At 33.9% G+C, this 23,380-nt stretch carries 20 protein-coding genes and 3 pseudogenes; 10 read left to right on the forward strand and 13 right to left on the reverse strand.

The window, feature by feature from the left end:
- Positions 1-70: 70 nt before the first annotated feature.
- Positions 71-547 (reverse strand): DinB family protein, encoded by a 477-nt coding sequence (locus K5S59_RS27605; protein WP_120450629.1) that lies wholly within the window; start codon positions 545-547, stop codon positions 71-73.
- Between the two features lie 184 nt (positions 548-731).
- On the opposite strand from K5S59_RS27605, the gene K5S59_RS27610 reads away from it, so the two are divergent.
- A complete protein-coding gene (locus K5S59_RS27610; RefSeq protein ID WP_000902389.1) occupies positions 732-1,220 on the forward strand; it encodes a DinB family protein in 489 nt (162 codons plus the stop codon).
- Between the two features lie 184 nt (positions 1,221-1,404).
- Positions 1,405-1,941, forward strand: coding sequence for a GNAT family N-acetyltransferase (locus K5S59_RS27615; RefSeq protein ID WP_001235447.1), 537 nt, complete (start codon positions 1,405-1,407; stop codon positions 1,939-1,941).
- 108 nt (positions 1,942-2,049) lie between these two features.
- Here the strand turns inward: K5S59_RS27615 and K5S59_RS27620 are convergent, their stop codons facing one another.
- From K5S59_RS27620 to K5S59_RS27630, 3 genes are all read right to left on the reverse strand, one after another.
- Positions 2,050-2,466, reverse strand: a complete 417-nt coding sequence (locus tag K5S59_RS27620) for a DUF2690 domain-containing protein (RefSeq protein WP_002072550.1) — start codon at positions 2,464-2,466, stop codon at positions 2,050-2,052.
- 75 nt (positions 2,467-2,541) lie between these two features.
- Entirely contained in the window at positions 2,542-3,054 is a 513-nt protein-coding gene (locus tag K5S59_RS27625) for a DUF2690 domain-containing protein (protein ID WP_000473763.1), read from the reverse strand.
- Positions 3,055-3,354: 300 nt separating this feature from the next.
- Complete coding sequence (locus K5S59_RS27630; protein WP_120450630.1) at positions 3,355-4,248, reverse strand: LysR family transcriptional regulator; 894 nt, start codon at positions 4,246-4,248, stop codon at positions 3,355-3,357.
- Positions 4,249-4,370: 122 nt separating this feature from the next.
- On the opposite strand from K5S59_RS27630, the gene K5S59_RS27635 reads away from it, so the two are divergent.
- Positions 4,371-5,336: a quinone oxidoreductase family protein gene (locus K5S59_RS27635; protein ID WP_120450632.1), complete on the forward strand. Its 966-nt coding sequence runs from the start codon at positions 4,371-4,373 to the stop codon at positions 5,334-5,336.
- A gap of 52 nt (positions 5,337-5,388) precedes the next feature.
- Here the strand turns inward: K5S59_RS27635 and K5S59_RS27640 are convergent, their stop codons facing one another.
- The 4 genes from K5S59_RS27640 to K5S59_RS27655 form a co-directional block, all read right to left on the reverse strand.
- Positions 5,389-6,099 (reverse strand): histidine phosphatase family protein, encoded by a 711-nt coding sequence (locus K5S59_RS27640; protein WP_098258076.1) that lies wholly within the window; start codon positions 6,097-6,099, stop codon positions 5,389-5,391.
- 160 nt (positions 6,100-6,259) lie between these two features.
- The gene (locus tag K5S59_RS27645) at positions 6,260-6,784 is read right to left on the reverse strand and encodes a GNAT family N-acetyltransferase (RefSeq protein WP_000256489.1); all 525 of its coding nucleotides are present in this window, start codon (positions 6,782-6,784) and stop codon (positions 6,260-6,262) included.
- A 6-nt stretch (positions 6,785-6,790) separates the two neighbouring features.
- Positions 6,791-8,692, reverse strand: coding sequence for an endonuclease MutS2 (locus K5S59_RS27650; RefSeq protein ID WP_098258078.1), 1,902 nt, complete (start codon positions 8,690-8,692; stop codon positions 6,791-6,793).
- A 454-nt stretch (positions 8,693-9,146) separates the two neighbouring features.
- Positions 9,147-9,866: a hypothetical protein gene (locus K5S59_RS27655; protein WP_000831438.1), complete on the reverse strand. Its 720-nt coding sequence runs from the start codon at positions 9,864-9,866 to the stop codon at positions 9,147-9,149.
- A 541-nt stretch (positions 9,867-10,407) separates the two neighbouring features.
- Here K5S59_RS27655 and K5S59_RS27660 point away from each other — a divergent pair.
- Positions 10,408-10,563: pseudogene (locus K5S59_RS27660) on the forward strand (exosporium leader peptide); the annotation flags it as partial.
- 93 nt (positions 10,564-10,656) lie between these two features.
- Here K5S59_RS27660 and amyS read toward each other — a convergent pair.
- Positions 10,657-12,198, reverse strand: a complete 1,542-nt coding sequence (amyS, locus tag K5S59_RS27665) for an alpha-amylase (protein WP_097994637.1) — start codon at positions 12,196-12,198, stop codon at positions 10,657-10,659.
- A 215-nt stretch (positions 12,199-12,413) separates the two neighbouring features.
- Between amyS and K5S59_RS27670 the strand changes: the two genes are divergently transcribed.
- Both K5S59_RS27670 and pepF read left to right on the forward strand, forming a co-directional pair.
- Complete coding sequence (locus tag K5S59_RS27670; protein WP_098258080.1) at positions 12,414-13,205, forward strand: arylamine N-acetyltransferase family protein; 792 nt, start codon at positions 12,414-12,416, stop codon at positions 13,203-13,205.
- 117 nt (positions 13,206-13,322) lie between these two features.
- On the forward strand, positions 13,323-15,110 hold the full coding sequence (gene pepF, locus K5S59_RS27675; RefSeq protein WP_098258081.1) for an oligoendopeptidase F: 1,788 nt from the start codon (positions 13,323-13,325) through the stop codon (positions 15,108-15,110).
- 35 nt (positions 15,111-15,145) lie between these two features.
- On the opposite strand, the gene K5S59_RS27680 is transcribed toward pepF, so the two are convergent.
- Positions 15,146-16,279: a serine hydrolase domain-containing protein gene (locus K5S59_RS27680; RefSeq protein ID WP_000915178.1), complete on the reverse strand. Its 1,134-nt coding sequence runs from the start codon at positions 16,277-16,279 to the stop codon at positions 15,146-15,148.
- A gap of 262 nt (positions 16,280-16,541) precedes the next feature.
- Between K5S59_RS27680 and K5S59_RS30380 the strand changes: the two are divergent.
- Positions 16,542-16,772, forward strand: a pseudogene (locus tag K5S59_RS30380) (hypothetical protein).
- Between the two features lie 110 nt (positions 16,773-16,882).
- Here K5S59_RS30380 and K5S59_RS27690 read toward each other — a convergent pair.
- The gene (locus K5S59_RS27690) at positions 16,883-18,073 is read right to left on the reverse strand and encodes an MFS transporter (RefSeq protein ID WP_120451106.1); all 1,191 of its coding nucleotides are present in this window, start codon (positions 18,071-18,073) and stop codon (positions 16,883-16,885) included.
- A 125-nt stretch (positions 18,074-18,198) separates the two neighbouring features.
- Between K5S59_RS27690 and K5S59_RS27695 the strand changes: the two genes are divergently transcribed.
- The 3 genes and pseudogenes from K5S59_RS27695 to K5S59_RS27705 all read left to right on the forward strand — a co-directional run bounded on the left by K5S59_RS27695 (position 18,199) and on the right by K5S59_RS27705 (position 20,324).
- On the forward strand, positions 18,199-19,050 hold the full coding sequence (locus tag K5S59_RS27695; protein WP_120450634.1) for a LysR family transcriptional regulator: 852 nt from the start codon (positions 18,199-18,201) through the stop codon (positions 19,048-19,050).
- Positions 19,043-19,553 (forward strand): annotated as a pseudogene (locus K5S59_RS27700) (DUF3916 domain-containing protein). The gene K5S59_RS27695 and the pseudogene K5S59_RS27700 overlap by 8 nt, the downstream one beginning before the upstream one ends.
- A 93-nt stretch (positions 19,554-19,646) precedes the next feature.
- Positions 19,647-20,324, forward strand: coding sequence for a YdcF family protein (locus K5S59_RS27705; RefSeq protein ID WP_120450635.1), 678 nt, complete (start codon positions 19,647-19,649; stop codon positions 20,322-20,324).
- Between the two features lie 43 nt (positions 20,325-20,367).
- Here the strand turns inward: K5S59_RS27705 and K5S59_RS27710 are convergent, their stop codons facing one another.
- On the reverse strand, positions 20,368-21,312 hold the full coding sequence (locus tag K5S59_RS27710; protein ID WP_098237390.1) for a glycerophosphodiester phosphodiesterase: 945 nt from the start codon (positions 21,310-21,312) through the stop codon (positions 20,368-20,370).
- Between the two features lie 381 nt (positions 21,313-21,693).
- The gene (locus K5S59_RS27715) at positions 21,694-23,313 is read right to left on the reverse strand and encodes an FAD-dependent oxidoreductase (protein WP_120450637.1); all 1,620 of its coding nucleotides are present in this window, start codon (positions 23,311-23,313) and stop codon (positions 21,694-21,696) included.
- Positions 23,314-23,380 lie beyond the last annotated feature (67 nt).

The raw sequence follows: 23,380 nt of genomic DNA on the forward strand, positions 1-23,380 counted from the left end.
TATCTATCCTTTTTGTCGTTATATTATTTCACAATACAGGTGTAATTTCGTTTTTTACATGCAATTACAACTAAAGAGCCTTAATAATACGCTCCATCGCCTTCATTTGCCCAATATGATCAGCTTCATGATAAAGCATCATACCGTAAAGCTCCCCTACTGTTTCCAATCCTAAAAATGGCTCTGGCAGTTTATTTTCAAATGCTTTTGCTGGAATTTCGTTAATACGTTTCGCTTGTTCTTTTAATTGAGCCGTTAACACTTCTAACGATGGTCCTTCTGTTTTCCATTTAGATGGTCTTGATCCATATCCAAACATGCCTGGATATTCAGTTGGTAATTGTTTAAATTCTTTTCCAAACATGAAAACTTCTGCTGCCGTTAACACATGGCCGATATGCCAGCGAATTGTATTGTTAAAACCTTCTGGCTGCGTATCCACAGTTTTATCATCTAACGTTTCCATAAATTTAAGTAATGCCCCGCGCGTTATTTCAAATTGTTTTAAACCAACTAATCTATTCATTTGATCGTTCTCCTTCTTCATCTACCATTTATTATGAACTAAAAATGTTCAATTTATTAAAGTTTCACCTTGTTTAATCTATCAGAAACAATGAAGAAATACATCTAATATGCTTAGCAAAAATAATAAAAAGGTTCACCTCTCGTACATATAGAATTATTTACTACACAAATAGTTTAGTAAATAAAAGAGGAGTGTTAATTTCATGTTACATATTTTAAAACAACAATATAATCTTATTAACTCTACAAGAGAAACCCTATTTTCGTTTTTGGAAGAAATCCCATTAGAAAAATTACATAGCACTGTTCCAAATTTCGGGAGCGGTAGCATTATAAAGACGCATATTCATGTAGCCGATTGCTATCGATACTGGCTTGGATCATTTGCATTTAAGCAAAAGCGAGCAGATTTTTCATTTGCTAGTGATTATGAAATTGAGCATGCAGATGTAGAGAAAGTCCGTGCTAGATTTAAGTTAGTAGATGAGACTGTACAACGTTTTTTAGATGAATACAATGACCGCTGGCTCGAAAATATAGCAAATGAAGTAAAATGGCAAAAAGAACCTTGGAGCACAACACCGCTATGGCTTTTAACTCATACAGAGACACATGAGTTTCATCATAAAGGACAAATTGTATCAATGGCTCGGCACCTTGGGTACACTCCTCCTGATACAGACCTTAGTTAATTCGATTGTTAAAAAACTTATTGATACATTTTGTTTTGTATAAAACATTTATTATTTGTTTTAGGTATACCATACTATTATAAAATTCATGTAACATTAAAGTAAGACTCATACTTTTCAAACAATACAACTCTTATCAAAAATATTTAGATACTCTATCACCAATCTTAAGGAGAAAATAATAATGAGATTAGAGAGTAAAAGGATTTATTTAAGACCTCTTTGTCAGCTAGATGCGCCTATTATATTAGAAAGTACAACGGATGATGAAATAAGGTATATGACTGGAACCAAGTCTACTTTTTCATTGGAGCAAATTAAAGCACATATAGATCATATAAATAATGATTCAAGTCGCTATGATTTCGCTATTTGTTTAAAAAGCATTGACGAAATGATTGGAGAGTTGTCGGTTTTAGATATCGATGAGGAGAACAAAAGAGCAGGATTCAGAATATCAATGCTTTCCATAGCATTAACAGGACACGGCTATGGAACTGAAGCTATTACAATTGTTTTAAAATTTGTTTTTGAACAACTATCATTAAATCGGTTACAGTTAGAAGTATTTAGCCATAATTTACGCGGAATTAAAGCTTATGAAAAGGTTGGTTTTTTAAAAGAAGGCACCTTACGTCAATCTTTATTTTATAACGATACATTCTCTGATGAAATTATTATGGCGATACTTGAAAGTGATTATAAAGATATGTCATTGTAAATAACTGTTCTTAAACTATTAACAACTTGAAAGAACCTTACCACAATATAATGTAGTAAGGCTCTTTCATTTTCATATCAAATAACAACTCTTAACTCAAGTATTATATCAATACCAAATAGTCTCAGCATAATTATATGCATCACTATTCGGAATGGCATGTTTCCCCTGCGCTTGCGCCTTTCTTGGATCTAAATCATATACCATTGGCGTATAACATGATGTTTGCCCTTTATTCAAAACACCATTTCCTCCAGTACTCCCACAAGTATATGCCTTTCCATCTGTTTTTCTTACGATTCTTGCATCAGCTTCGTTATTATATACTGCTGCACGAGTTACTGTAACTTTTGCCCATGCTGTCTTACACGTCGTGCTAAATTTTAATTCCACATAAGAATTGGAATCAATCCACTTCTTTTCTTTCGTTACTGCGGATTGGTCACAACTATTATAGTAAGGACTTTTCCCATCATATGAATGGTCTTCTGCATATGCTTTATCATTACCAGTCATACTAAACATACTAGTTAAAACGAGCAAAGATAGAAAAAACATGCGCTTAGCTTTTTTTAAAGTTTCATAGCAATCCGCTCCTTTTTAATAGCGTCCAGTTTTCCCGTAACCATTATTAATCGTCACCGCTTCGGCATCAGCTGTATAACCAAAATCAGCAGTTAAATCAAATACCATTCCTGTATAAGTGCTCGTTTGACCTGTTTTTATTGCTCCATTCCCACTATTAGAATCTACTGATTTTTGGAATACACCGTTTTTATATTTATTAATAACGGCGTAAGCATATATTCCCCCAGAAACAGAAGGTGCTGGTTGATCTAAAACAAGCTTAGACCATGCTGCATGACATTTATTACTATAACGTAAATACACTGTCCCTACTTTTTTACTCCCTTCATATACAGCTGTAGACTTTGCATTAAATCCATCTGCATCACACGTTGTACTACCTCCGTATACTTTCGTTGTTGCTGGATTTTTCCCGTCATAATAACTACTTAAATCAGTAGCTGCAAATGTACTTCCTTGAAAACTAAATAATACACCTACACTCACTACACTTAACACACATACTTTCATTAACTTTTTAAACATTGTAAATCTCCTCCTTCAAAATAAGTACGTATCATAAAGACAATCTATCCCCTATGTAAGCCCTCCTTTCATGCTTCCTAGAGGCATCTTACAGAAACGAATAAACGTTGTAAATTCCCTTATAGTTATTGGAATATACGAAGAAATTTACTTATCCGTCTAAGAAAAAAAGTTGAGAAATACACATTTTATTGCATCCTTATTTAAAACATAAAAGAACCGATACTTATTTCACTCAAGCATCGGTTCTTTATACAAAATTGTCATTTTTTCTTTTATATAAATCAAATATTTCTCCACTCAACCCGTCGTAAAAAACTCCCTCGTCACATCAATAAATTGTTGTAACGGAGCTGTCATCCACTTATCTTTATGCCAAGCAATTTGTGTATAAATCGGTGAAATTACATTTTCTAAATGTAACTCTTTTATCGTCCCTTCTCGTATATCTTTTTCTACTACTATTGCTGGTAAAACTGCTATTCCTAAATCTGCAATAACACATTGTTTAATTGCCTCGACACTAACGAACTCAATTTTATTTGCTGGATACACATCTTCTGTACGAAATAGCTCTTCAAATAAAGTTCGGTACGAGCAACCAAGTTCTGTTAACAAAAGTGTTTCCCTCTCTAAATCTTTTATAGAAACGGAAGTTTGCTCGAGTAAATGATGCCCTGAAGCAGCTACTACTTTTAATTCTTCTTTCATAAGCGGCTCCACATGTAAAGCATCTTCTGTTTTACATTCGTCCAAAATAAAGGCAAGATCGATTTTTCCCTCCATCAATTGTTCCTTCGCATCTTTATTGGAATGTGCTGGTTTAAATATAAGCTTTATTTGAGGAAATTGCGCTTTAAACCTCTTTAATATAGATGGCAGCCTATATGTACATTGACTCTCTTGCGCACCGATTATTAACGTACCTGCTATTTCCTTATCATCTTTTACAGCCATTTTCGCTTCATTACTAAGTGCAATCATCTTGTCGGCATATAATTGAAACTTTCTGCCTGCTTCAGTTAAAAAAAGACGTTTTCCTAATCTTTCAAATAACGGCGTACCTAGCTCAGCTTCTAACGTTTTAATTTGCGCCGTTACGCTCGACTGAGCAAAGTTTAATTTCTTCGCAGTTTGTGTAAAATTCAAAGTATCCGCCGCTACTTTAAATGTAATTAATTGTTTTATCTCCATTTATCGTTCCTCTTTTCAATCGATATTTCCGATTGATTTCATCGAAATAATCCTCTTTGTCTATTGATATTTGTATTGTATGATAAAGAGCATCGACAAACAATAAAATGGAGGTATTCCATATGAAAGCACTTTGTTTTGAACAGTTTGGAAGTCCAGATGTACTACAATATAAAGAAATTCATGATCCAATCATAAATCCAAATGAAATTCTTGTCCGCACGAAAGCAATCGGTTTAAATTTCGCTGATATTTATAGACGCCGCGGTGATTATCATCTCGCTGGTAACCCGCCTTATATATTAGGCTATGAAGGAGCTGGTATTGTTGAAAAAGTAGGAGCTGACGTTACGAATATTAATCCTGGAGATCGTATTGCATTTGCTGATGTTCCATTTGCAAATGCAGAGCTAGTTGCTGTTCCCTCTGAGAAAGTAATTAAGCTTCCAGATTCTATCTCTTTTGAAACAGCCGCTTCTGTCTTATTACAAGGATTAACAGCACATTATTTAACGAAAGATAGCTATCAAATAAAACAAGGTGATATAACTTTAATACACGCTGCAGCTGGTGGGGTTGGGCAACTTCTTATTCAAATAATTAAACTACTAGGCGGAAAAGTAATCGGTCTAACGTCATCAAAAGAAAAAGCACTGATAGCCACATTAGCTGGTGCTGACCACGTATTTTTATATACGGATGCATGGCCTACGAAAGTAGTTGAAATAACAAATGGCGATGGAGTAAATGTTGTATATGAATCAGTAGGTTCTACATTAGAGGAAAGTTTTAACGCTACTAAAACTGGTGGTACTGTCGTATTTTACGGAATGGCCGGTGGTAATCCTGCGCCCGTTGATCCACGTATGCTTATGGATACTTCGAAAACTTTAACTGGCGGAGACCTTTGGAACGTGCTTACTACGTATGAAGAACGTAAAAAGCGATCTACTCAATTATTTGATTGGATCGCTACTGGCAAATTAAACATTGCGAGCCCTACTACATTCCCCTTACAAGATGGTGCTCTTGCACATAAATTATTAGAGAGCAGAAAAAGCACAGGGAAGATTTTATTAATCCCATAATCGTTCCAATAAGAAAAGGAAGCTAGATTTCTCTACCTTCCTTTTCTTATTTTTATATTTCCACACTTTCTTTCCCTTTTGCAACATAACTCATATCTCCAACAGACTCGACTGTGTATGTTCCATCTCGATATACAATCTTCGTCACACTAGCATTTTCTACTCCAAGTTTTGTTTTACTACTGTCTAACATTTCGATTAAGGTAGTAATCAAAAGCCCATGAACGACAACTAAAACGTTACCGCCACCATTTGCAGCAGCTTCTTCACTAATCTTATCAATCTCTGCTTTTATACGAGTAGAAAATAATTCCCAATCTTCCGCCTGTTTCGTAGGGTCTGCTGCTCTAATCAGATTAATCACTTCTTGAATCGAAAACTTCATAAGTTCTTCTGGTGATGCAACACCTGCAGCTTTTCCAACCACATCCCACATATTTTCAAGTTTTTCACCTTCAAAAATACCAAAATTTAATTCTCGTAAATTTTTTCTTTTCTTAAGTTTCAACTTTGTTTGCTCACTATATTTTAATACTAAATTAGCAGTTTCAATCGCTCGGCCGCTATCACTACTATACGCATTCGCAAAAGGAACATCTTTTAATCCTGTTCCTAAATTAGAGGCAACTTCCACACCTTTTTCTACTAATGGAGAGTCTGCCCAACCTTGCGCGCGATGATTCGTATTTAATATTGTTTTTCCGTGTCTTGTAACATATAACGTAACTACATTCTCATTGCTATCTGTTTCTCGATTCTTCATTCTCTTCTCTCCCTTTACATTTCTATATCAATTTTACCATCTTAATTATTCATTGAGCAAAATATACGTAAGTGAATTTTCTTAATAAAAAAAGCTATCTTTCTGTATATCTCTACAAAAAGATAGCATCTTTTATGATTACATTTCTTAACTGATACTCCTACTCAGCAAAAGCACTCGAATATTGTACAATTCCTTCTACACCTTGCAGAGCGTTCTCACTTAACTCAATCACCATAAACACTTCATCTGGCACTTCAAATGGTGCTTTTATATTCCACTCACTCGCTTTCTTAAAACCAAATTTCGGATAATACTCTGGATGTCCTAATACTACAACTGATCCGTATCCAAGTTCTATCGCTTTTTCTAACGCAGCCCCAATCAGTTTGCCGCCAATTCCTTTTTTCTGATGGCCCCTAGCAACTGATACTGGTGCAAGTGCTAACGATTCTACAGAAGTTGCACCTTTCTCTATCGTAATTTTCGATAACATAATGTGACCAACGATTTCCTCATCTACTGCAACAATTGATAACTCCGGAACAAATGCGTCACATTCTCTAATACGTTTTACAAGTTCATGTTCTGTTTTATCACTAAATTCTTCATGTAAAAACGCTTGTTGTACAACTTCTTCTGTTTTTTTATAATCATTTTGTTGTTCTTGTCTAATCGTTACCATTCCATATTATCCTCTATTCTTTCTTATTTCTTTTTGGATTTTGCGAAGCGCTTTTTTCGATCCGCGCTCTATATCATGTTGCATTTTTCTTTCTTTATAATCGACAAATAGTGTATTTACATCGTATCCCTCTGGATATAACTCCTTCGCCGCTACCTCTAAAGTAATACGTTTTACGTTTACTTCAACGAATTCATCGTTATAATATACAACGACGTTATAGAAATTATCTATTTCCTTATAAAGGATACCAAAATCATCATAATCTAATAAATTTACACGATCGCCGATTTTGTACTCATAATGGTTTCCCCTTTTTTCTTGCACGAATTTCGGTTTTCTAATTTTACTTTCATTCACTTTTTCTAGAGCGTACTCTTTATTTCCCATATACTCTTTCGCTCTTTGTAGTACACGCTCTCTTACGTTCATTTTATTCGCAATCCAAAGCGCATTACTTTCACCTGATTTACCGATTACTAATTTATAAAGTGGTTCTAGTGTCTCACTATTAAATTGCATCGCTGCATTCATAAAATCATCATGCATTTCTGAGAATCGTTTAATTTCACCATAATGCGTACTCGCAACTGTAATACATCCTGCAAGATAAAACTCCTCTAAAATAGAAATTGCAAGTGCTGCTCCTTCATTCGGTTCAGTCCCGCTTCCTATTTCATCAAATAATAGCAACGTATTATTATTTGACATCCTCATAATCTCAGATAGATTTTTCATATGAGATGAAAATGTGCTTAGTGCGTTTTCGATACTTTGATTATCACCAATATCTACAAATACATTTTCGAAAATAGCAATTTCTGTTTCTTTATCTCCAGCAATATGCAAGCCTGACATTGTCGCTAAAGTCAACAATCCGATTGTTTTTAATACAATTGTTTTCCCGCCTGCATTTGGTCCGGTAATAATTAAACTACGGTAGTTTTGACCGATTTCAAAGTGTAACGGTACTGCTTTCCCACTTAAAAGCGGATGCTTACAATTTACTAAATGAATGTAGCCATGATCATTTAATTTCGGCTCTATTCCATCGATTGATTTACTAAACTTCGCTTTCGCAAATACCATATCATATTGACTAATTAATTCCATATTAATTTTTATATGATAAATATTTTCTACCACCATACCTGATAAAGTCGCTAAAATTTGATACTCTTCCATCGCTTCTTCAGCTTTCAAACTTGCGAGTTCCGCATTTAACTTTGTAACCGTATGCGGTTCTATAAATACAGTAGAACCTTTAGCGGACGCTTCAACTATACTTCCCGCAACTTGATTTTTATAAGAAGATTTAATTGGAATCGTATACCTATCATCCTTCTTACTAATAAAGAATTCTTGAATATACTTCTTATTTGCACTACTATTTAAAAACTTCGTTAAACGCTCTTTTATTTTTCCATCTATCGAATCAATATTATTGCGAATTCGTTTTAACTCTTTACTAGCAGCTGCATCAATACTGTTGCCTTTAATGGAAAAGTTAATTTCCTCTTCAATACTTTTATATTCAGTCATTGAATTTGCATAAGAAGCTAATACCGGCGCAAAAAATTCTTTATCTAGCATAAACTTTTTAATCTTTCTACATCCACGTAAAAAGTCTGCAACACTTACTAACTCTTCAGGATCTAAAATCATCCCTTTTTCTAATTTTTGAATTGTACTTGCAATATTTGAAATACCGAAGAAAGGAACATGCCCTTCTGCATCTACTATAGCTCGTGCTTCTGTCGTTTCATTCAAGCGATTCCTCACTACTCTTATACTCGTACTCGGCTCTAATTTATTTAATAATTCCTTACCTAATCCACTTACACAATAAGATTTCACTATTTCCTTTAATTCGTTATATTGTAACTTTTCAAAAGTCATCGTATTCATTATGTTTCTCCTCACTATGATTGATTTTTATCATAAATGAAGATACCTACTCATTAGATTCCAATGAGCCCTACATGATTCAATTACCATTTTTATACATTAAAAATATATACAAAAAAGCTGCGGGGATACCGCAGCTTTTACATTTACAAGGCATGTGTAATAACATATGAGGAAATAAGCCATAAAAAACGGATGGCAATCCTCCTATTACACGCTTTATAAAGTATTGTAGGTATCTTCATAGGTATCGAAATAAATCCATGACAAAATTAGGGGTATGCTATACATAAAAATCCCCTGGTCTTATCCGATTTATTTCATTAAATTTTTCCTATTTAGTACCTACCGCACTCACAAAAAAGCACCTCTCATTAATTTATATTATAGTCATTGAAATCTAATTTACTGAAATCATCATACTATATGTTTTGTGAGAAGTAAAGGTGTTAGGCTATTCCCTTGCAGATTGTAAAACTTTCATATAATCTACCTTTTTCTCAAGGGTCTTTTTCGCATCTTCAGCCGTTACTATATAATCTACCGCAATATGTAGTAATACATCCTTATTAGCATTTGGCAACTGAATCGTTATATCATCCACACTACTCTTACTATCTTCAATCGTTTTATTAAATTCCTGAATACTTCTTGCAAGCTCCGCTAATGTTTCCATATGTGCAGAATTGTTTACATCTAAAACAGTATTACTTCTGAAAACCGCCGTAACATAATGCTTCGGATGCTTCTTCGATATTTTTTTCTCTTCATCCTTGCCGAAAATAATATCTCCTGTCTGCATTCGATCGAAAGTAAGTATAGTATTATTCCTTTTTTCTTCATAATATGTATTGAACCTTTCTCGTAAATCGTTCGCTCCTTTTTTTATTTTATAATTATCATTCTCTACCTTTGGAGAGGTTCGTCCATCGAAGTATATTTGAAATTGCAGATATGGTTCAGCTACTTGCTGTACATAAGCGATTCGTGTATCTGGTCCTAAAAAATCCTTACCTTGACTAGGTATTTCAATTCGATCTAGTTTTACAGAAATACCATGCTCCGATTTTGTATAACTTTGTGCTTTTTGTTCAATTTCTTCATCCGATATATCACATGATGTTAATAATAATAAACTAAACATTATGCTATATTTCATTATTGTTCTTTTCATATTGCCTCTCCTTTTGCTACTACTGCCTATACAGAAATGTCCTTATCGATTTTAAATTACGATTTATATAAAGAACTTCTTTTAATAACTAACAGTGCAAAAACACCTATTTATTATCATTTTACACTTATAGTGTAATTTTACACCATATTCATTTTACCGTAAAGCAAATATACTATCTATTTAAATCACGTTAAAAACATACTAATTAGTTCCATAGCACCCACAGTACAATTTTTATTATTACGAAAAACAATATATAAATCTTTTATATTTAACGTTCGGTAGTACATTATAATTTTTAAAGCCTTGCTATTTCAGGCGAGGCTTTTTAATTTCTATCAGGGATTTTTTGTAATTTGTTGTATTTCATAGTTATATAGGAATATAGCTACATATTTAGAAAGGAAATGATTATGACTGGACTTAAAGATTGACTACAATTAGATGATAAAAAGAAATGGGATTTAACGGATATTTACCATACAATTGAAGATTAGGAAAGCGATTTTCATAAAATTGAAGTATTAACGAAAGAATTACACGAGTTGGTGGTGGTTCTGGGGTAAGAGTTACATCCGCCAGAACTAATCTATTACTTTTAAACTAAGAAGATGTTCTTCGAGTACGAATAAGAGAAGCCACGGGTGACATTATTTATTCCAACGCATCTCTCGTTGTTTTAAAAGTCGACTAGTTCATTTATGAAAAAAAGATTTAGGAATGATAACAATATAAAAAGAAGAGGAAGACTTATATTTCAGTCTTCCTCTTCTTTTCTATCACCAACTCACTGCTGAACATATATGGAAACTGATCCTCCACTTACATGGAACTGCCCCCATCCGTCCTTATTAATTGTTACAGTATTTGTTTGATTACCCGTCATATCGTACCATACTTCCCCTGCGTTATTCTTTCCAACTTCCATCCACTTTGATCCTCCTGGTCCATCTGAGATTAATGTTGCTAGACCGGAATCCGCATGTACACCATCACCTTCTCTTGTCCATCCAATTACATCTGGATGGTCTAAATAATCACGCTGCGTACCATATGCAAAGTTTTTTCGTGCCGTCAAAATTGGATCAATTTTATCTTTTAACGCTGGAATTTCATAACTACTATTTCCGTTTGTCCCATAGTAATCACCATAGAAAACTGAAGGATAACCCTCTGCACGAGTTAAAATAAATGCATATGCCAACGGTTTAAACCACGGACTTACTACAGATTCCAATGACTGTCCAGGCTGAGAATCATGATTCTCAACGAGAGTAACTGCAAGTGCAGGGTGATTTTGCATGACTGTTCCATTTAAAATAGTTCTCATATCATAATTCCCATTTCCTTTTGAAGCATAATGAAAATTGTAATGCAGTGGTGCATCAAATACAGATTGATTATAATTGACTTTCGCTAAATAATTATTTAAAGTTTGAATATCATTTTGCCAATATTCAGCCACCGTAAACATTTCTTTCCCTGTTTGCTGTCTGACATGATTTACCCAATCACGTAAATATTCATGATCAATATGTTTAACAGCATCTAAACGAAAGCCATCTAAATTTAATTCATTCGCATACCACGTCCCCCAATTTTTCATCTCATTCGCAACATCTGGATGATCAAAATCAAGATCTGCATACATCAAATAATCATAATTTCCATTCTCGCTAGACACTTCCCAGTCCCATGCTTTACCTATCCCCCTAAATTTATAAATTCGATTTAATTTCCTTCCTTCATCCCAATCCGTTCCGTCAAAATGATACCATTTCCATTTGAAATTAGAATAAGTATCTCCGCGCCCTGGAAAGTTAAACCCCGTCCATGCATTAATTTCATAATCACCTGATACTTCAATATTTCGATTGTTACGGTCTACCTCAACAGCCGTTACATTTTCAGTATAATCTGCTCCACCTTTATGATTCATAACTACATCACCGTATACATCGATGTTTTGCTTATGTAAAGCTTCGATTGCAGATTTTAATTGTGCTTTCGTCCCATATTTTGTTCGTACCGTTTCTTTTTGATTGAATTCCCCTAAGTCATATAAATCATATGCTCCATATCCTACGTCATTTTGCGTAGTTCCTTTATATGCAGGCGGTATCCAAACAGATGTAATTCCTTTCTGAGCTAAATTTCCAGCATCCGAATGCAAGCGATTCCAATGATTCCCATCATTCGGAGCATACCACTCAAAATATTGCATTAACGTTCCATTGTTAACTGTATCTGCATACACTTTACTTCCCCCATGTATACTAGGTAAAAACAAAACAACCGATAAGCCGACTACTGTTATTTTTTTTAACATATTTACAACATCCCCTTCCAAGAAAACGTTTGCATAGTTTATCGAAATTATTATAATATTCGTTCTATAATTAGTAAAGTAGCAATCTCTCACTCTCTCACATTATTTTTTAGTCTAACTTCACATATTCACCAAATACTGCACCGTAGTTTTCATTTCACATCTTATTCAAGATTGTTTACAATTTACCTATAAAAGCATAACGGAGGGATTCTATGACGGACTTTCAAAAACAATTTTTTACAAGATTACATATAGAAGAAATACACAAAGTTTCATTTGAAGATTTACCTAACATTATGTACGCGATGGCACAAACCGTCCCTTTTGAAAACTTAAACATTCTCGAAAACAACTTTACAGAAATATCAAAAGAAAATTTAAAAGAAAAAATTTTAGTAAACAACCGTGGTGGTCTTTGTTATGAACTCAATCCTACTATGTATTACTTCCTTAAAGACGCTGGATTTGATGTTCATCTCGTTTCAGGAACAGTGTACAATGCTGCAAATTCTATATGGGCTGTTGATTCTGGTCATATCGCAACCGTTTTAACACACCATAATGAACTTTATTTAATTGAAGTAGGATTCGGATCATACTTACCTCTTGCACCTGTTCCTTTTTCAGGTGAAGTCACTCACTCCGTCACAGGAGATTATCGTATTCGTAAAGAAATGACCGAAAAGGGAAACTATATTTTAGAGATGCGTAAAAACAATGAGTTTTTGGATCAATCTTCTGCTGATGATTGGACGTTAGGCTATGCATTTTATATAGAAGAAGTGAATGAGGAAAAAGCAAATGCAGCACAAAAAATTATCGTTGAACATGGGAGCTCACCATTTAACAAAGTACCTCTTATTGTAAAACTAACTGAAGATGGGCATGCATCTTTAACAAAGGATAGTCTGACAATAGCGAAAAACGGTAAAAAAACGAAAGAAAACGTTACAGATGTACAATATAAAAATCTTTTACATTCAAAATTCGGAATTACATTATAATTTTTTAAGCCTTGCCATTTTAGCAAGGCTTTTCATTTTCCAGCAGGGATTTTTTGCAATTTGTTGTATTTCATAGTTATATAGGAATATAACTACATATTTAGAAAGGAAATGATTATGACTGAACTTAAAGATCGACTACAAGTAGATGATAAAGAGAAATGGGATTTAACGGATATTTATCATACAATTGAAGATTGGGAAAGCGATTTTCATAAAATTGAAGTATTAACGAAAGAATTACACGAGTTTAACGGAAACATTCATGATGGCAATAGTTTATTAGCTTATTTAACAAAGAGTGAAGAAATTTCTAGCATAATATCTTTAATGTTCGCTTATGCACGATTACAATCTGACCTTGATACGCGCGATACTGACGCTCAATCTCTTGTCGATAAAGTATCACAATTACATGTGAAAGTAAGTGCGGCTAAATCTTTCTTTTCCCCATTCTTACTTAGCGTAGATGAAAACACATTACATTCTTACATAGAAGAAGCAGAAGGTTTACAATATTATAAAGAAGACTTATTTGAATTGTACCGTTATAAAAAACACGTCTTGAATAAGGACCAAGAAGAGATTTTATCACAATTGGGCGAAGCACTTTCCTCTCCTCAGCATACATACGGCATGTTAAATAATGCAGATATACTATTTGGTGAAGTGACTACTGATGAAGGAGAAAAAGTCACTCTAACACGCGGAATGTATGCAAAGTTAATAGAAGATGAAAATCGCGAGAAACGTAAAGAAGCCTATAAAGCTTATTACAAACCATACGTTCAATTAAAGAATTCTATCGCTTCTACTTTATCTGCTGCTATTAAAAATAATGTTACTGTTTCAAAGCTAAGAAACTATCCATCAGCTTTAGAAAAGTCATTATTTGGCGACATGGTTCCGAAAGAAGTATACGAAAATTTAATTGAGACGACAAAAAAAAATATTCAATCACTACATACCTATAATGAACTTCGAAAAGAAAAATTAAATGTAGATGAACTACGTCAATACGACTTGGGCGTTGATTTAGTAGCGGGTGTAAAACAAGACATTCCATATGACAAAGCATTTGACATGATGATCGAATCACTAGCTCCATTAGGTGGAGAATATATTGAGACATTAAAAAGCTTTAAAGATAAACGCTATATCGACGTGAGAGAAACGCCAGGAAAACGTTCCGGCGCTTATAACTTTGGTGTATACGGCGTTCATCCTTTCATTCTTTTAAATCATCACGATGATTTAAATAGCCTTTTCACTCTTACTCATGAATGTGGACACGGTATGCATACGCACTACTCACACGGATACCAACCAAGAATTTCTGCACACTATACTATTTTTGTCGCAGAAGTCGCTTCTACAGTAAATGAAGTGCTATTAATTCATCATTTATTAAAAGAAGCAAAAGATGCTGCTGTACGTAATCATTTAGTAAACCATTTCATCGATAAATTTAAAGGCACTTTCTTTACACAAATCATGTTCGCTGAGTTTGAAAAAATCACACATACAATGGCTGAGCAAGGTAAACCATTAAATGCCCAAGTCTTTAGCGAAGTTTATGAAAACTTGTTTAGAGAGTATAATGGCGACTCTCTCGTATTTGACGAAGAGGTAAAATACGGATGGGCTAGAATACCGCATTTCTATCGTCCATTTTACGTGTACAAGTATGCAACTGGATTCGCTTCTGCAATCCAAATTGCCGATAAGTTATTAAGCGGTGATCCAAATGCTCAAAAACATTATATTGAATTCCTTAAAGGCGGAAGTTCTGACTATCCATTAAACCTATTGAAAAAAGCTGGTGTTGATTTAACTACGCCAGAACCGATTGAAAGTGCACTAAATCGTTTCAGCTCACTTGTTGAAGAGTTTTCAACTCTATAAAAAAGAAGAGCCTCTCGCTAGAGGCTCTTTCTCTTTTATGCTCCCTTTCCTTCTATTAAATCATTCGCCATTTTCCTAAACTCCTGATTAAACGTATCATTCATACCATTTTGTACGTTAGAGAATAATATGACAAACGTTCGTTTATCCCGATTAAAATTATTAAATGTATTCCAACCAGCTAATACACCATGATTATGATAATAATCTGGATTAGTATAGAAACTAAATCCATATTTTCTTACAGATGATGCAGTAAACATATCTGATACACTTTGTTTAGATAGCAGTTTTCCATCCATAATAGCCTCATCTAATCTTTTCATATCTTCAACAGTCGTATACATTTCACCGCACCCATACAACCAGTTCATTTTTAAGCGGGGTGCAGCTATTAACTCATTATCTTTTCTCGTATAACCTTCTGCTAAAAAAATATCTTCAGGGAGAGTTGCACCCATTCCAGATTCATGCATTTCAACAGGAGTAAAAATATTTTCTTTCACATATTCAGCGAGCGGTTTATTCGATATCTTTTCTACAATATACGCAAGCACCATATAATTATAATCTGTATATTTCCACCCAGTCCCTGCAGGAAATTGCAATTTTTGTGCACCAATCCACGTTACTAACTTTAATCGTGACGCCGCATCAACCCTACCTTGTCCCTGATCTGGCAACCCAGACGTATGTGTTAACAAATTTCGTAACGTAATGTTTTTATCTGCCGGAAATGATGGAATATACTTATTTACATTGTCTTCAATATTTAATTTCCCTTTTTCTTTTAGCTGCATAATAGATATTGCAACGACTGTTTTCGTAATAGAACCAATGCGATATTTCGTTCTTGGTGTTGTTACTACTTTATCTTTCACATTCGCATACCCATAACCTTTTCGTAAAATCACATGGTCTTTACTAGCTACAAGAACACTTCCATTAAATCCTTTATCTTTTAAATATTGATCTAGTTTTCCAGCTGCAACTTCATAGCGCTTTTTCTCATTTGCATCGACTTCCTGCATATCGCCCTTTTTCTTACTATTTAAATTAGAAAATGCCTTTATATCATATTTCTTACCTTTATTTGCATGTATTAGTGCAACGACACTCCCACAAAAAATAGCAAAAATAAAGAAAACAATTAACCATTTCTTTAACATAATTGGAACCCTCTTTTATCTAGTTTCACTTAACATGCATCCATTCTATTCTATATCTTTTAATTTTCAAATATTTTATAATATTATCTATCTGTTATTCACCTAAGTCAACTAGATTCCTTTTTCTCATATTCAGTTTTTGGCTACTCTTTATTGTATTTCTTTCTTGCAAAATTTCCACCTTACAATCGTATACACCCTACTATAATTTCAACACCTTATGTAACATTTGTTACATATCATAAAGAACGGAGTTGTAAACATGAAAAATACTGATAGACGCAATCGTTTAGATGATATGATGTTTCATTACAGGGTAACAAAAAACAACATAGTTTTAATTGAATATTACGGAAAGTGAATTATGATATTAAAAGGAAATGATGCTGACAAATTTTTAAACAAAATAAATCATGCACATAACGATACAGAAAAACAACTCATTATGGCTAAAGTTACAGGCAATTTCAAAAGAGGCAATGAACGTTATTGAAAACGAATCTCATTTATATTTTGATTATACAACATATAAAAAAAGAAATGTCGCTCATTCGGCATTTCTTTAGACTTTCTTCATAAAAAATTTACATCGCTAACTTTCTTTTATTTTTTGTTTTTACGATATAAACTCACTGCCGAGATACTTAATAATATCACTATACACAACCACGCATACGTATATCCTTTCTCATCGACAATATAACCAAATAAAACAGGTGTAACAATAATCGCAATTTGATTGAATGTAAGTGCCAAACTAACTGTTATTCCCACAGATTCTTCACTTGCCAATTCAGCAACTTCGACGATAAAAAGACTAAACCATCCAATTGAAAAAAAGCCTAACAATGCACTTACACCAAACAATACTCCACTCGTTACTGTATGTATGCCCATTACTAACAATAGAATCAAACCGATAGAAGCACAAACAGCTATAAATAAAGGCCTATACCGATTCCCCTTATAAAACAAATCACTACTAGCTGCTAATACAACACGGCCAATCATTCCAGAAAAGAACATCACTGAAAATACTGTTCCAGCTACAATAGATGTAATAGATTGTTCCCTTACTAAAAATTTCATGAAGTGCCCAACTAACACCATTTGCAATGAAATCATGCAAATACCCGTTATATATATTGGATACAACTCTTTTTTACATATCACTACTTTTAGCTCCGTCCAAAAAGAAATTTTAATATTTTCTTTCCTTGCATCTTCTTGAACATATGGCTCTTTATAAAACATAAAAAATAATATTCCTCCAATCATACAAATGCATGCCATACTATTTATCGCGTAAATCACATTATATTGTATCGTAAGAAACGGGATTAGCACTCCCGCTAATGCGCCACCAATCGGGATACCAGCTTGCCTTATTCCCATTGCTAATCCACGATTTTCTTTTGGGAACCATTTTAAAATCACTTTACTTCCTCCTGGCTGGGACACACTATAAAACACTCCTACTAATAAAAGTACAAATAACAGACCATTAAATCCATTTACTATATTAGTTAGTAAAAACGAACCTCCGAGCAAAAATGAACTGATAGAAATTAATAATTTTTCATTATATTGATCCAGTAACCGACCGACAAAAAGCATACAAAATAGCGGTCCAATATTTACAACGCTTACTAACAATCCACTCTCCATATTCGTAAGCGCATATTCTTCTTCCCAAAATAAAGCGAAAGCTCCGACACCATATGTTATAAGCGTCGCGGTTGTTTGAGCAATCGTCGCAAAAATTAACATAACCCACTTATAAGTACTATTCATCCTCTCTTCGATTAACACAATTATCCCTCCCCTCTTCCATTGTATGAAAGTTCTGATATCATATAAAATAAAGATTCATCATATAATCCATCAAAAAAATTGATACCTTTTCGGAGGGATGATGCATGGACATAAAAGATTTAACTGTATTTTACGAAGTTGCAAAGGAAAGTAATATTTCTCACGCAGCGAAAAATTTGAACTATGTACAATCAGGCGTAACAATGCGTATGAAACAACTAGAAAATGAATTAGGTGTACCTTTATTTTATCGTAATGGAAAAGGTATAACTTTAACTTCTAACGGTGAGATTTTATTAACATACGCCAAACAAATTATCCACTTAATGGATCAATCTATAAAAGCGGTTCAAAGTAATGGAACTGATCCTAAAGGCACTTTGAAAATCGGGTGTACAGAATCTACAACCGCAGTAAGGCTGCCATCTATATTAACGGCCTATTATGAGAAATACCCAGAAGTCGAATTGATTTTAGAAACAAATACGACCGAACAACTAATTAGGCTAGTGCTAGAACGAAAACTAGACGGGGCATTTATAGCAGGATCTACTCAGCATACTGAACTTCATACAAATATATTTCGTGAAGAAGAATTAGTTCTCATTAGTAAAAAACCTTTTTCCTCTATTAAAGACATAAGAGATATGAATTTACTCGCTTTTAGTCAAGGTTGCTATTATAGAATTTTATTAGAAGACTGGCTTCAAGAAGAAGACATCTCGCCTAAACGAATATTAGAGTTCGGAACAATTGAAGCAATACTCGCCTGTGTAAAATCAAATATGGGCGTAGCAATTATGATGAAATCTATTTTAAATGATCATACACATAACTTTTCATTCAATCCTTTACCAAATAAATTCAAAAAAGTTCCTACTACTTTTATTACTCGAAAAGATCTATATCACTCAGCTGCATTACAAAAATTTATGGAGATGATTCACAATGCATGAAAAGAAAGTACGTGGTATGAAGCGTAAAACAAGGACTATGATACAGCGAATTGAAGAACATACAAAAACGTTCCCTTCTGCTTTCTATTACGATGAATATTGGTATATGCCATTACCAGTTTCCCAAGCTTTTATCAATTCGTGTAAAACACCTAGAAAAGTAAAACGATTATGTATACAAACCTTATTAAATCAGACAAACCATTTAATAAAAATAAAACCGATCGATACACATACATATCGAGTTGTTGTTTTAATCTCTATAGAAAGTTTGTGGGATTCGCAGATTATTATATTTAAAAATGAGGGGTACTTTCATAATTTCTTTAATAGAAATAGTGAATTTCAAAAATGGATTCCTCTTTCAAAGGAGTCTGATTTTTGGGAGACATGGGGGAATTTCAATTTGCCCTCCCTTTCAAACATTGCACTTTCAAGAAATCATTTATGATGAAGGTGAATGCTATGAAAAAGAAATTTGGTTTGTTAGAGAATTAACTTAAAAGGGGTACCTTCAAATGAAAAACTTCCCTTTTTTCACCTAACAAAATCGCTATATAATAAATTTATTATTTTACTTTATTGGAGGTTTTCAAATGGTAATCCCTAAATATCCTGATGTCCCTACTCTTACGAAAAAACAAATCGATCAAATTACAGAAATCACTTTTCTAAAAGAAATAACACCACAAAAATGTGATGTTATTTTCGTTTTCAGCGGTTCTCATCCTGGCAATTGGCAAGCTCCTCTAGAAGCTTATCGACAAGGTTTAGGAAACAAAATTATAGTTACAGGCGGTACTAGTTTGCATGGCATGAAACATCCGAGCTGGAATTACGGGGATTTGTCAGAAGCAGAAGTAATTGTACATAAATTAATTGAACACGGCATACCAAAAGACGCTATCCTATTCGAGACAAACTCCCTCCATTCTATCGCTAATGTAATTGAAGCGAAAAAGATTTTTGATTTCACAAAAATTAATCGGCTACTATTTGTTTGCAAAAGTTTAGGAGCCGGTCGGCAATATAGAGTATTGAAAAAACAACTACCTAATACTATTACTTGTATCCCATATACATTTGATACAAGTTTCGATGGTGAGTTTATCATTAATAGATATAATTGGATGGAAAATGAGAAGAGTCGCTCTATGATTTTCGGAGAATACTTGAGAAATATTTGCTACGGTAGAAAAGGAGGTATTGAGCCACCTGAAAAAGAGGTTGAAGGTTTAGAAGAATATGTATCCTACTACTATAATCTAGCATAATAGAAAAAGGTATACCAAAACGTCGGTATACCTTTTCTCCTATTTATTTTTCTTTTAACACACTATGTAATCGATCAGGATAATTTGTAAACATGCCTGTAGCCCCCCATTTAATTAACAATCTCATATCTGGTTTCTCATTAATTGTATACGGGTGAATTAACAGCCCATTTTTCCTAGCCATTTTCATATATGACTCATCGATAATTAGTTCTCCGTTATCATTACGTAAGTTTGGCCCAATACCAACTGCATACTTTTTAATTTCTTGAAAATCATCATTCGTTACACTTTTCGGTTCATGTGTAATATCAGACCACTCAATAATCTCATTGTTTTCATTTGGATAATACCAAAGCAGTTGAACTAACGGAATATTTTTATTCATACTATGAATCTTTGTTAAACTATCTTTACTAAATGATTGAATCATAACACGGCTAGAAGACATGTTTTGACCTACTAAATTATATTTATTTAACAGCGCTAACAACTTCTCTTCCATTCCTGGATACACATCTGGTGATTTTGTTTCAATGTAATACTTCATGCTTCTTCCGTACTTTTGGAAGATTTCTTCAAGAGTCGGAACTTTTTGCCCAACATACTCTCTCTTAGCCTTTTCTGGATAAGCTTTATTGAACCAAGACCCTGCATCTAAACTCTTTATTTCACTTAATGTTTTATCTCGTACTTCACCTGTACCATTTGTAGTGCGGTCAACTGCTGTATCATGCATTGCAATCAACTGGCCATCCTTAGTTAACTGAATATCTAACTCCAAATAATCCGCTTTCATTTTTTTCACTAGATCATAAGAAGCAAAAGTATGCTCAGGTGCATGTCCACTTGCTCCGCGATGTGCAATATTTAAAAATTTATTCGTATTCCATTCATGCTTCCCTTCTGACTTCGCATGAACAGCTCCCCCAGCAAAGATACTTCCCATCATAAAGAAAATAACGAACGCGCTAATAATTTTTCTCATCCTTCTAACCCTTCCTACGCTGCAAATTTCAACAAGTTAATGAGATTTACACGAAATAGAAGATATACTTTCATTATTTTTATAAGCTTATATTAAAATTCCAATCTTACAAATACAATTCCCCTATGTTATTACTATACTATGTATTTTCTATATCCCTCCTATTCACATGGAACTTCCTATTGATTACAGTTCACCAATAAAAAAAAGCCATAAATTATTTAGAGGACACTGTTGCATCCCTAAATAAATTTATGGCTTATCTCAAATATCTCCGGCCTCGATTAACTTGTCGAAATTAATCATACCAAACCTATTAAAATTTGTGAATATTATTTTTTCAGTAAAATGAAGCATATAAGACAATATTTCCGTAGTTACTTAAAAATCACATAATAAATTACTCATTACCTCTTCCAGCATTACATCTGGATTTACCACTGCTTTTGCCGAACGCCATCCTATAAAGCCATCTGGTCTAATTAGTACAACTCCTTCATTCTCTATCCCATATAATTCACGAAAAACATTTTCTTGAGCAATAAAGTCTCCACTTACCCCTACTCGATACATTTTAATAATTATTCCTAATTTAAATGAAACATCAAATACAGCTTCAACCCAAGAACTATTTTCTACTTCAGTAAGTAATACAAAATTGTTACCGAATAAGTCTAATATAGAAACCTTCTCCCCTTCATACATTCCAAAAAAATGTGGTGCTCGCGTTCCAGGTCTTCCGTTCAACTCTACGATATCCATTCTATGTGGAGTAGCTGAGTCATCTACTATCGCCTCTGAACAATAGTGATACCCAACAGTTACAGCTAATCCATCCATATTATTCAAACTGCCTTCCTCTCTACTTGCAGCACGGAACAATAAACTACTCGCATACTCTGTCGTTAATTTTGCAACAGGATATCTCTCTTTATGATATGTTTCTAACAATTTTGGATTTGCTTTCCCTTTTATAACAGCTGCTAATTTCCAAGCTAAGTTATGCGCATCTTGTATTCCTGTATTTGAACCGAATCCTCCAGTTGGGGGCATAATATGTGCTGAATCACCAACTAAAAAAATGCGATTATCTTGAAATTTTGTAGCCGTACTTTCACTCGCCTCCCACGGTAAAACACTTACTATTTTTGACTCGACCTTTGTGTTGCCAATTGCTGTTTGAATAATTTGTTTACAACGTTCTATAGTGAAATCCTCTGGTCGCTCTCCTTTTAATGGATCGTAGGATACATGGTAAATCCATTTTCTTTCGTTATCAACTGGAATAAGCGCACCAAGAACTTCCGGATGAAGTACCATAGAAAAACCAAATGCATCTCCTTGTATAAACTCACTTAAATCCGCTTCAAAATAAATATTCATATAATAGCCACCGATTGTACCTCGTCCCTCAGTACTTACCCCTAGTTGCTCACGTATTTTACTTTTTGCCCCATCTGCTGCAATTACATAGTCACAATGAATAATACTTTCTTCTTCCGTTTCACGATTCCGAATCGTTGCTATTACTCCGTGCTCATTTTGTTCATAAGAAACTAATTCATGATAAAAAGATAATTCTCCGCCTAATGTTCTCGTTTCTTGTAACATCATCTCTTCTAAAGTAATTTGATAACAAGCTGTTTGTTTTGATGGACTAATCTCTTCTATTTTTCGAAGTAACTTTTCATCGTTTCCATACTGATTCGCCCTCATTTGTGCCAATTCTTCCTTATTCACCTCAGCTATTGTATGAACTGCTATTCTTCCTCGGCAATTTTCTAACGCTTTACCCGCCAATCTAATTCTTTGTTCTAAACCCAATTCTCGAAATAACTCCATCGTACGAAAAGTGATTCCACCTGCTTTCGGGTGAATTGCAGTAGACTGATGCCTTTCAAGCAGTAAATAATTAATGTTATGTTTTGCAAGGAATAGCGCAGATGCTAATCCTGATAATCCTCCCCCAACAATTAAAACTGGTACATCATTCGATTTCATATATTTACCCTCCACATCATTGTTCTGAGCTCAGTGACATAAATATAATCAAAAAAACAACAAAGAT

It is taken from the genome of Bacillus sp. BML-BC051 (assembly GCF_019656175.1).
In the GTDB taxonomy this organism is placed as follows: Bacteria; Bacillota; Bacilli; order Bacillales; family Bacillaceae_G; genus Bacillus_A; species Bacillus_A mobilis.

What these genes read in the sequence shown, in the direction of transcription:
- K5S59_RS27705 (WP_120450635.1), top strand. Translation starts at nt 19,647, where the DNA reads ATGGTAATCCCTAAATATCCTGATGTCCCTACTCTTACGAAAAAACAA.
- K5S59_RS27710 (WP_098237390.1), bottom strand. Translation starts at nt 21,312, where the DNA reads ATGAGAAAAATTATTAGCGCGTTCGTTATTTTCTTTATGATGGGAAGT.
- K5S59_RS27610 (WP_000902389.1), top strand. Translation starts at nt 732, where the DNA reads ATGTTACATATTTTAAAACAACAATATAATCTTATTAACTCTACAAGA.
- K5S59_RS27670 (WP_098258080.1), top strand. Translation starts at nt 12,414, where the DNA reads ATGACGGACTTTCAAAAACAATTTTTTACAAGATTACATATAGAAGAA.
- K5S59_RS27645 (WP_000256489.1), bottom strand. Translation starts at nt 6,784, where the DNA reads ATGGTAACGATTAGACAAGAACAACAAAATGATTATAAAAAAACAGAA.
- K5S59_RS27655 (WP_000831438.1), bottom strand. Translation starts at nt 9,866, where the DNA reads ATGAAAAGAACAATAATGAAATATAGCATAATGTTTAGTTTATTATTA.
- K5S59_RS27690 (WP_120451106.1), bottom strand. Translation starts at nt 18,073, where the DNA reads ATGAATAGTACTTATAAGTGGGTTATGTTAATTTTTGCGACGATTGCT.
- K5S59_RS27635 (WP_120450632.1), top strand. Translation starts at nt 4,371, where the DNA reads ATGAAAGCACTTTGTTTTGAACAGTTTGGAAGTCCAGATGTACTACAA.
- K5S59_RS27615 (WP_001235447.1), top strand. Translation starts at nt 1,405, where the DNA reads ATGAGATTAGAGAGTAAAAGGATTTATTTAAGACCTCTTTGTCAGCTA.
- K5S59_RS27680 (WP_000915178.1), bottom strand. Translation starts at nt 16,279, where the DNA reads ATGTTAAAGAAATGGTTAATTGTTTTCTTTATTTTTGCTATTTTTTGT.
- K5S59_RS27620 (WP_002072550.1), bottom strand. Translation starts at nt 2,466, where the DNA reads ATGTTTAGTATGACTGGTAATGATAAAGCATATGCAGAAGACCATTCA.
- K5S59_RS27640 (WP_098258076.1), bottom strand. Translation starts at nt 6,099, where the DNA reads ATGAAGAATCGAGAAACAGATAGCAATGAGAATGTAGTTACGTTATAT.
- K5S59_RS27625 (WP_000473763.1), bottom strand. Translation starts at nt 3,054, where the DNA reads ATGTTTAAAAAGTTAATGAAAGTATGTGTGTTAAGTGTAGTGAGTGTA.
- K5S59_RS27630 (WP_120450630.1), bottom strand. Translation starts at nt 4,248, where the DNA reads ATGGAGATAAAACAATTAATTACATTTAAAGTAGCGGCGGATACTTTG.
- K5S59_RS27605 (WP_120450629.1), bottom strand. Translation starts at nt 547, where the DNA reads ATGAAGAAGGAGAACGATCAAATGAATAGATTAGTTGGTTTAAAACAA.
- amyS (WP_097994637.1), bottom strand. Translation starts at nt 12,198, where the DNA reads ATGTTAAAAAAAATAACAGTAGTCGGCTTATCGGTTGTTTTGTTTTTA.
- pepF (WP_098258081.1), top strand. Translation starts at nt 13,323, where the DNA reads ATGACTGAACTTAAAGATCGACTACAAGTAGATGATAAAGAGAAATGG.
- K5S59_RS27695 (WP_120450634.1), top strand. Translation starts at nt 18,199, where the DNA reads ATGGACATAAAAGATTTAACTGTATTTTACGAAGTTGCAAAGGAAAGT.
- K5S59_RS27715 (WP_120450637.1), bottom strand. Translation starts at nt 23,313, where the DNA reads ATGAAATCGAATGATGTACCAGTTTTAATTGTTGGGGGAGGATTATCA.
- K5S59_RS27650 (WP_098258078.1), bottom strand. Translation starts at nt 8,692, where the DNA reads ATGAATACGATGACTTTTGAAAAGTTACAATATAACGAATTAAAGGAA.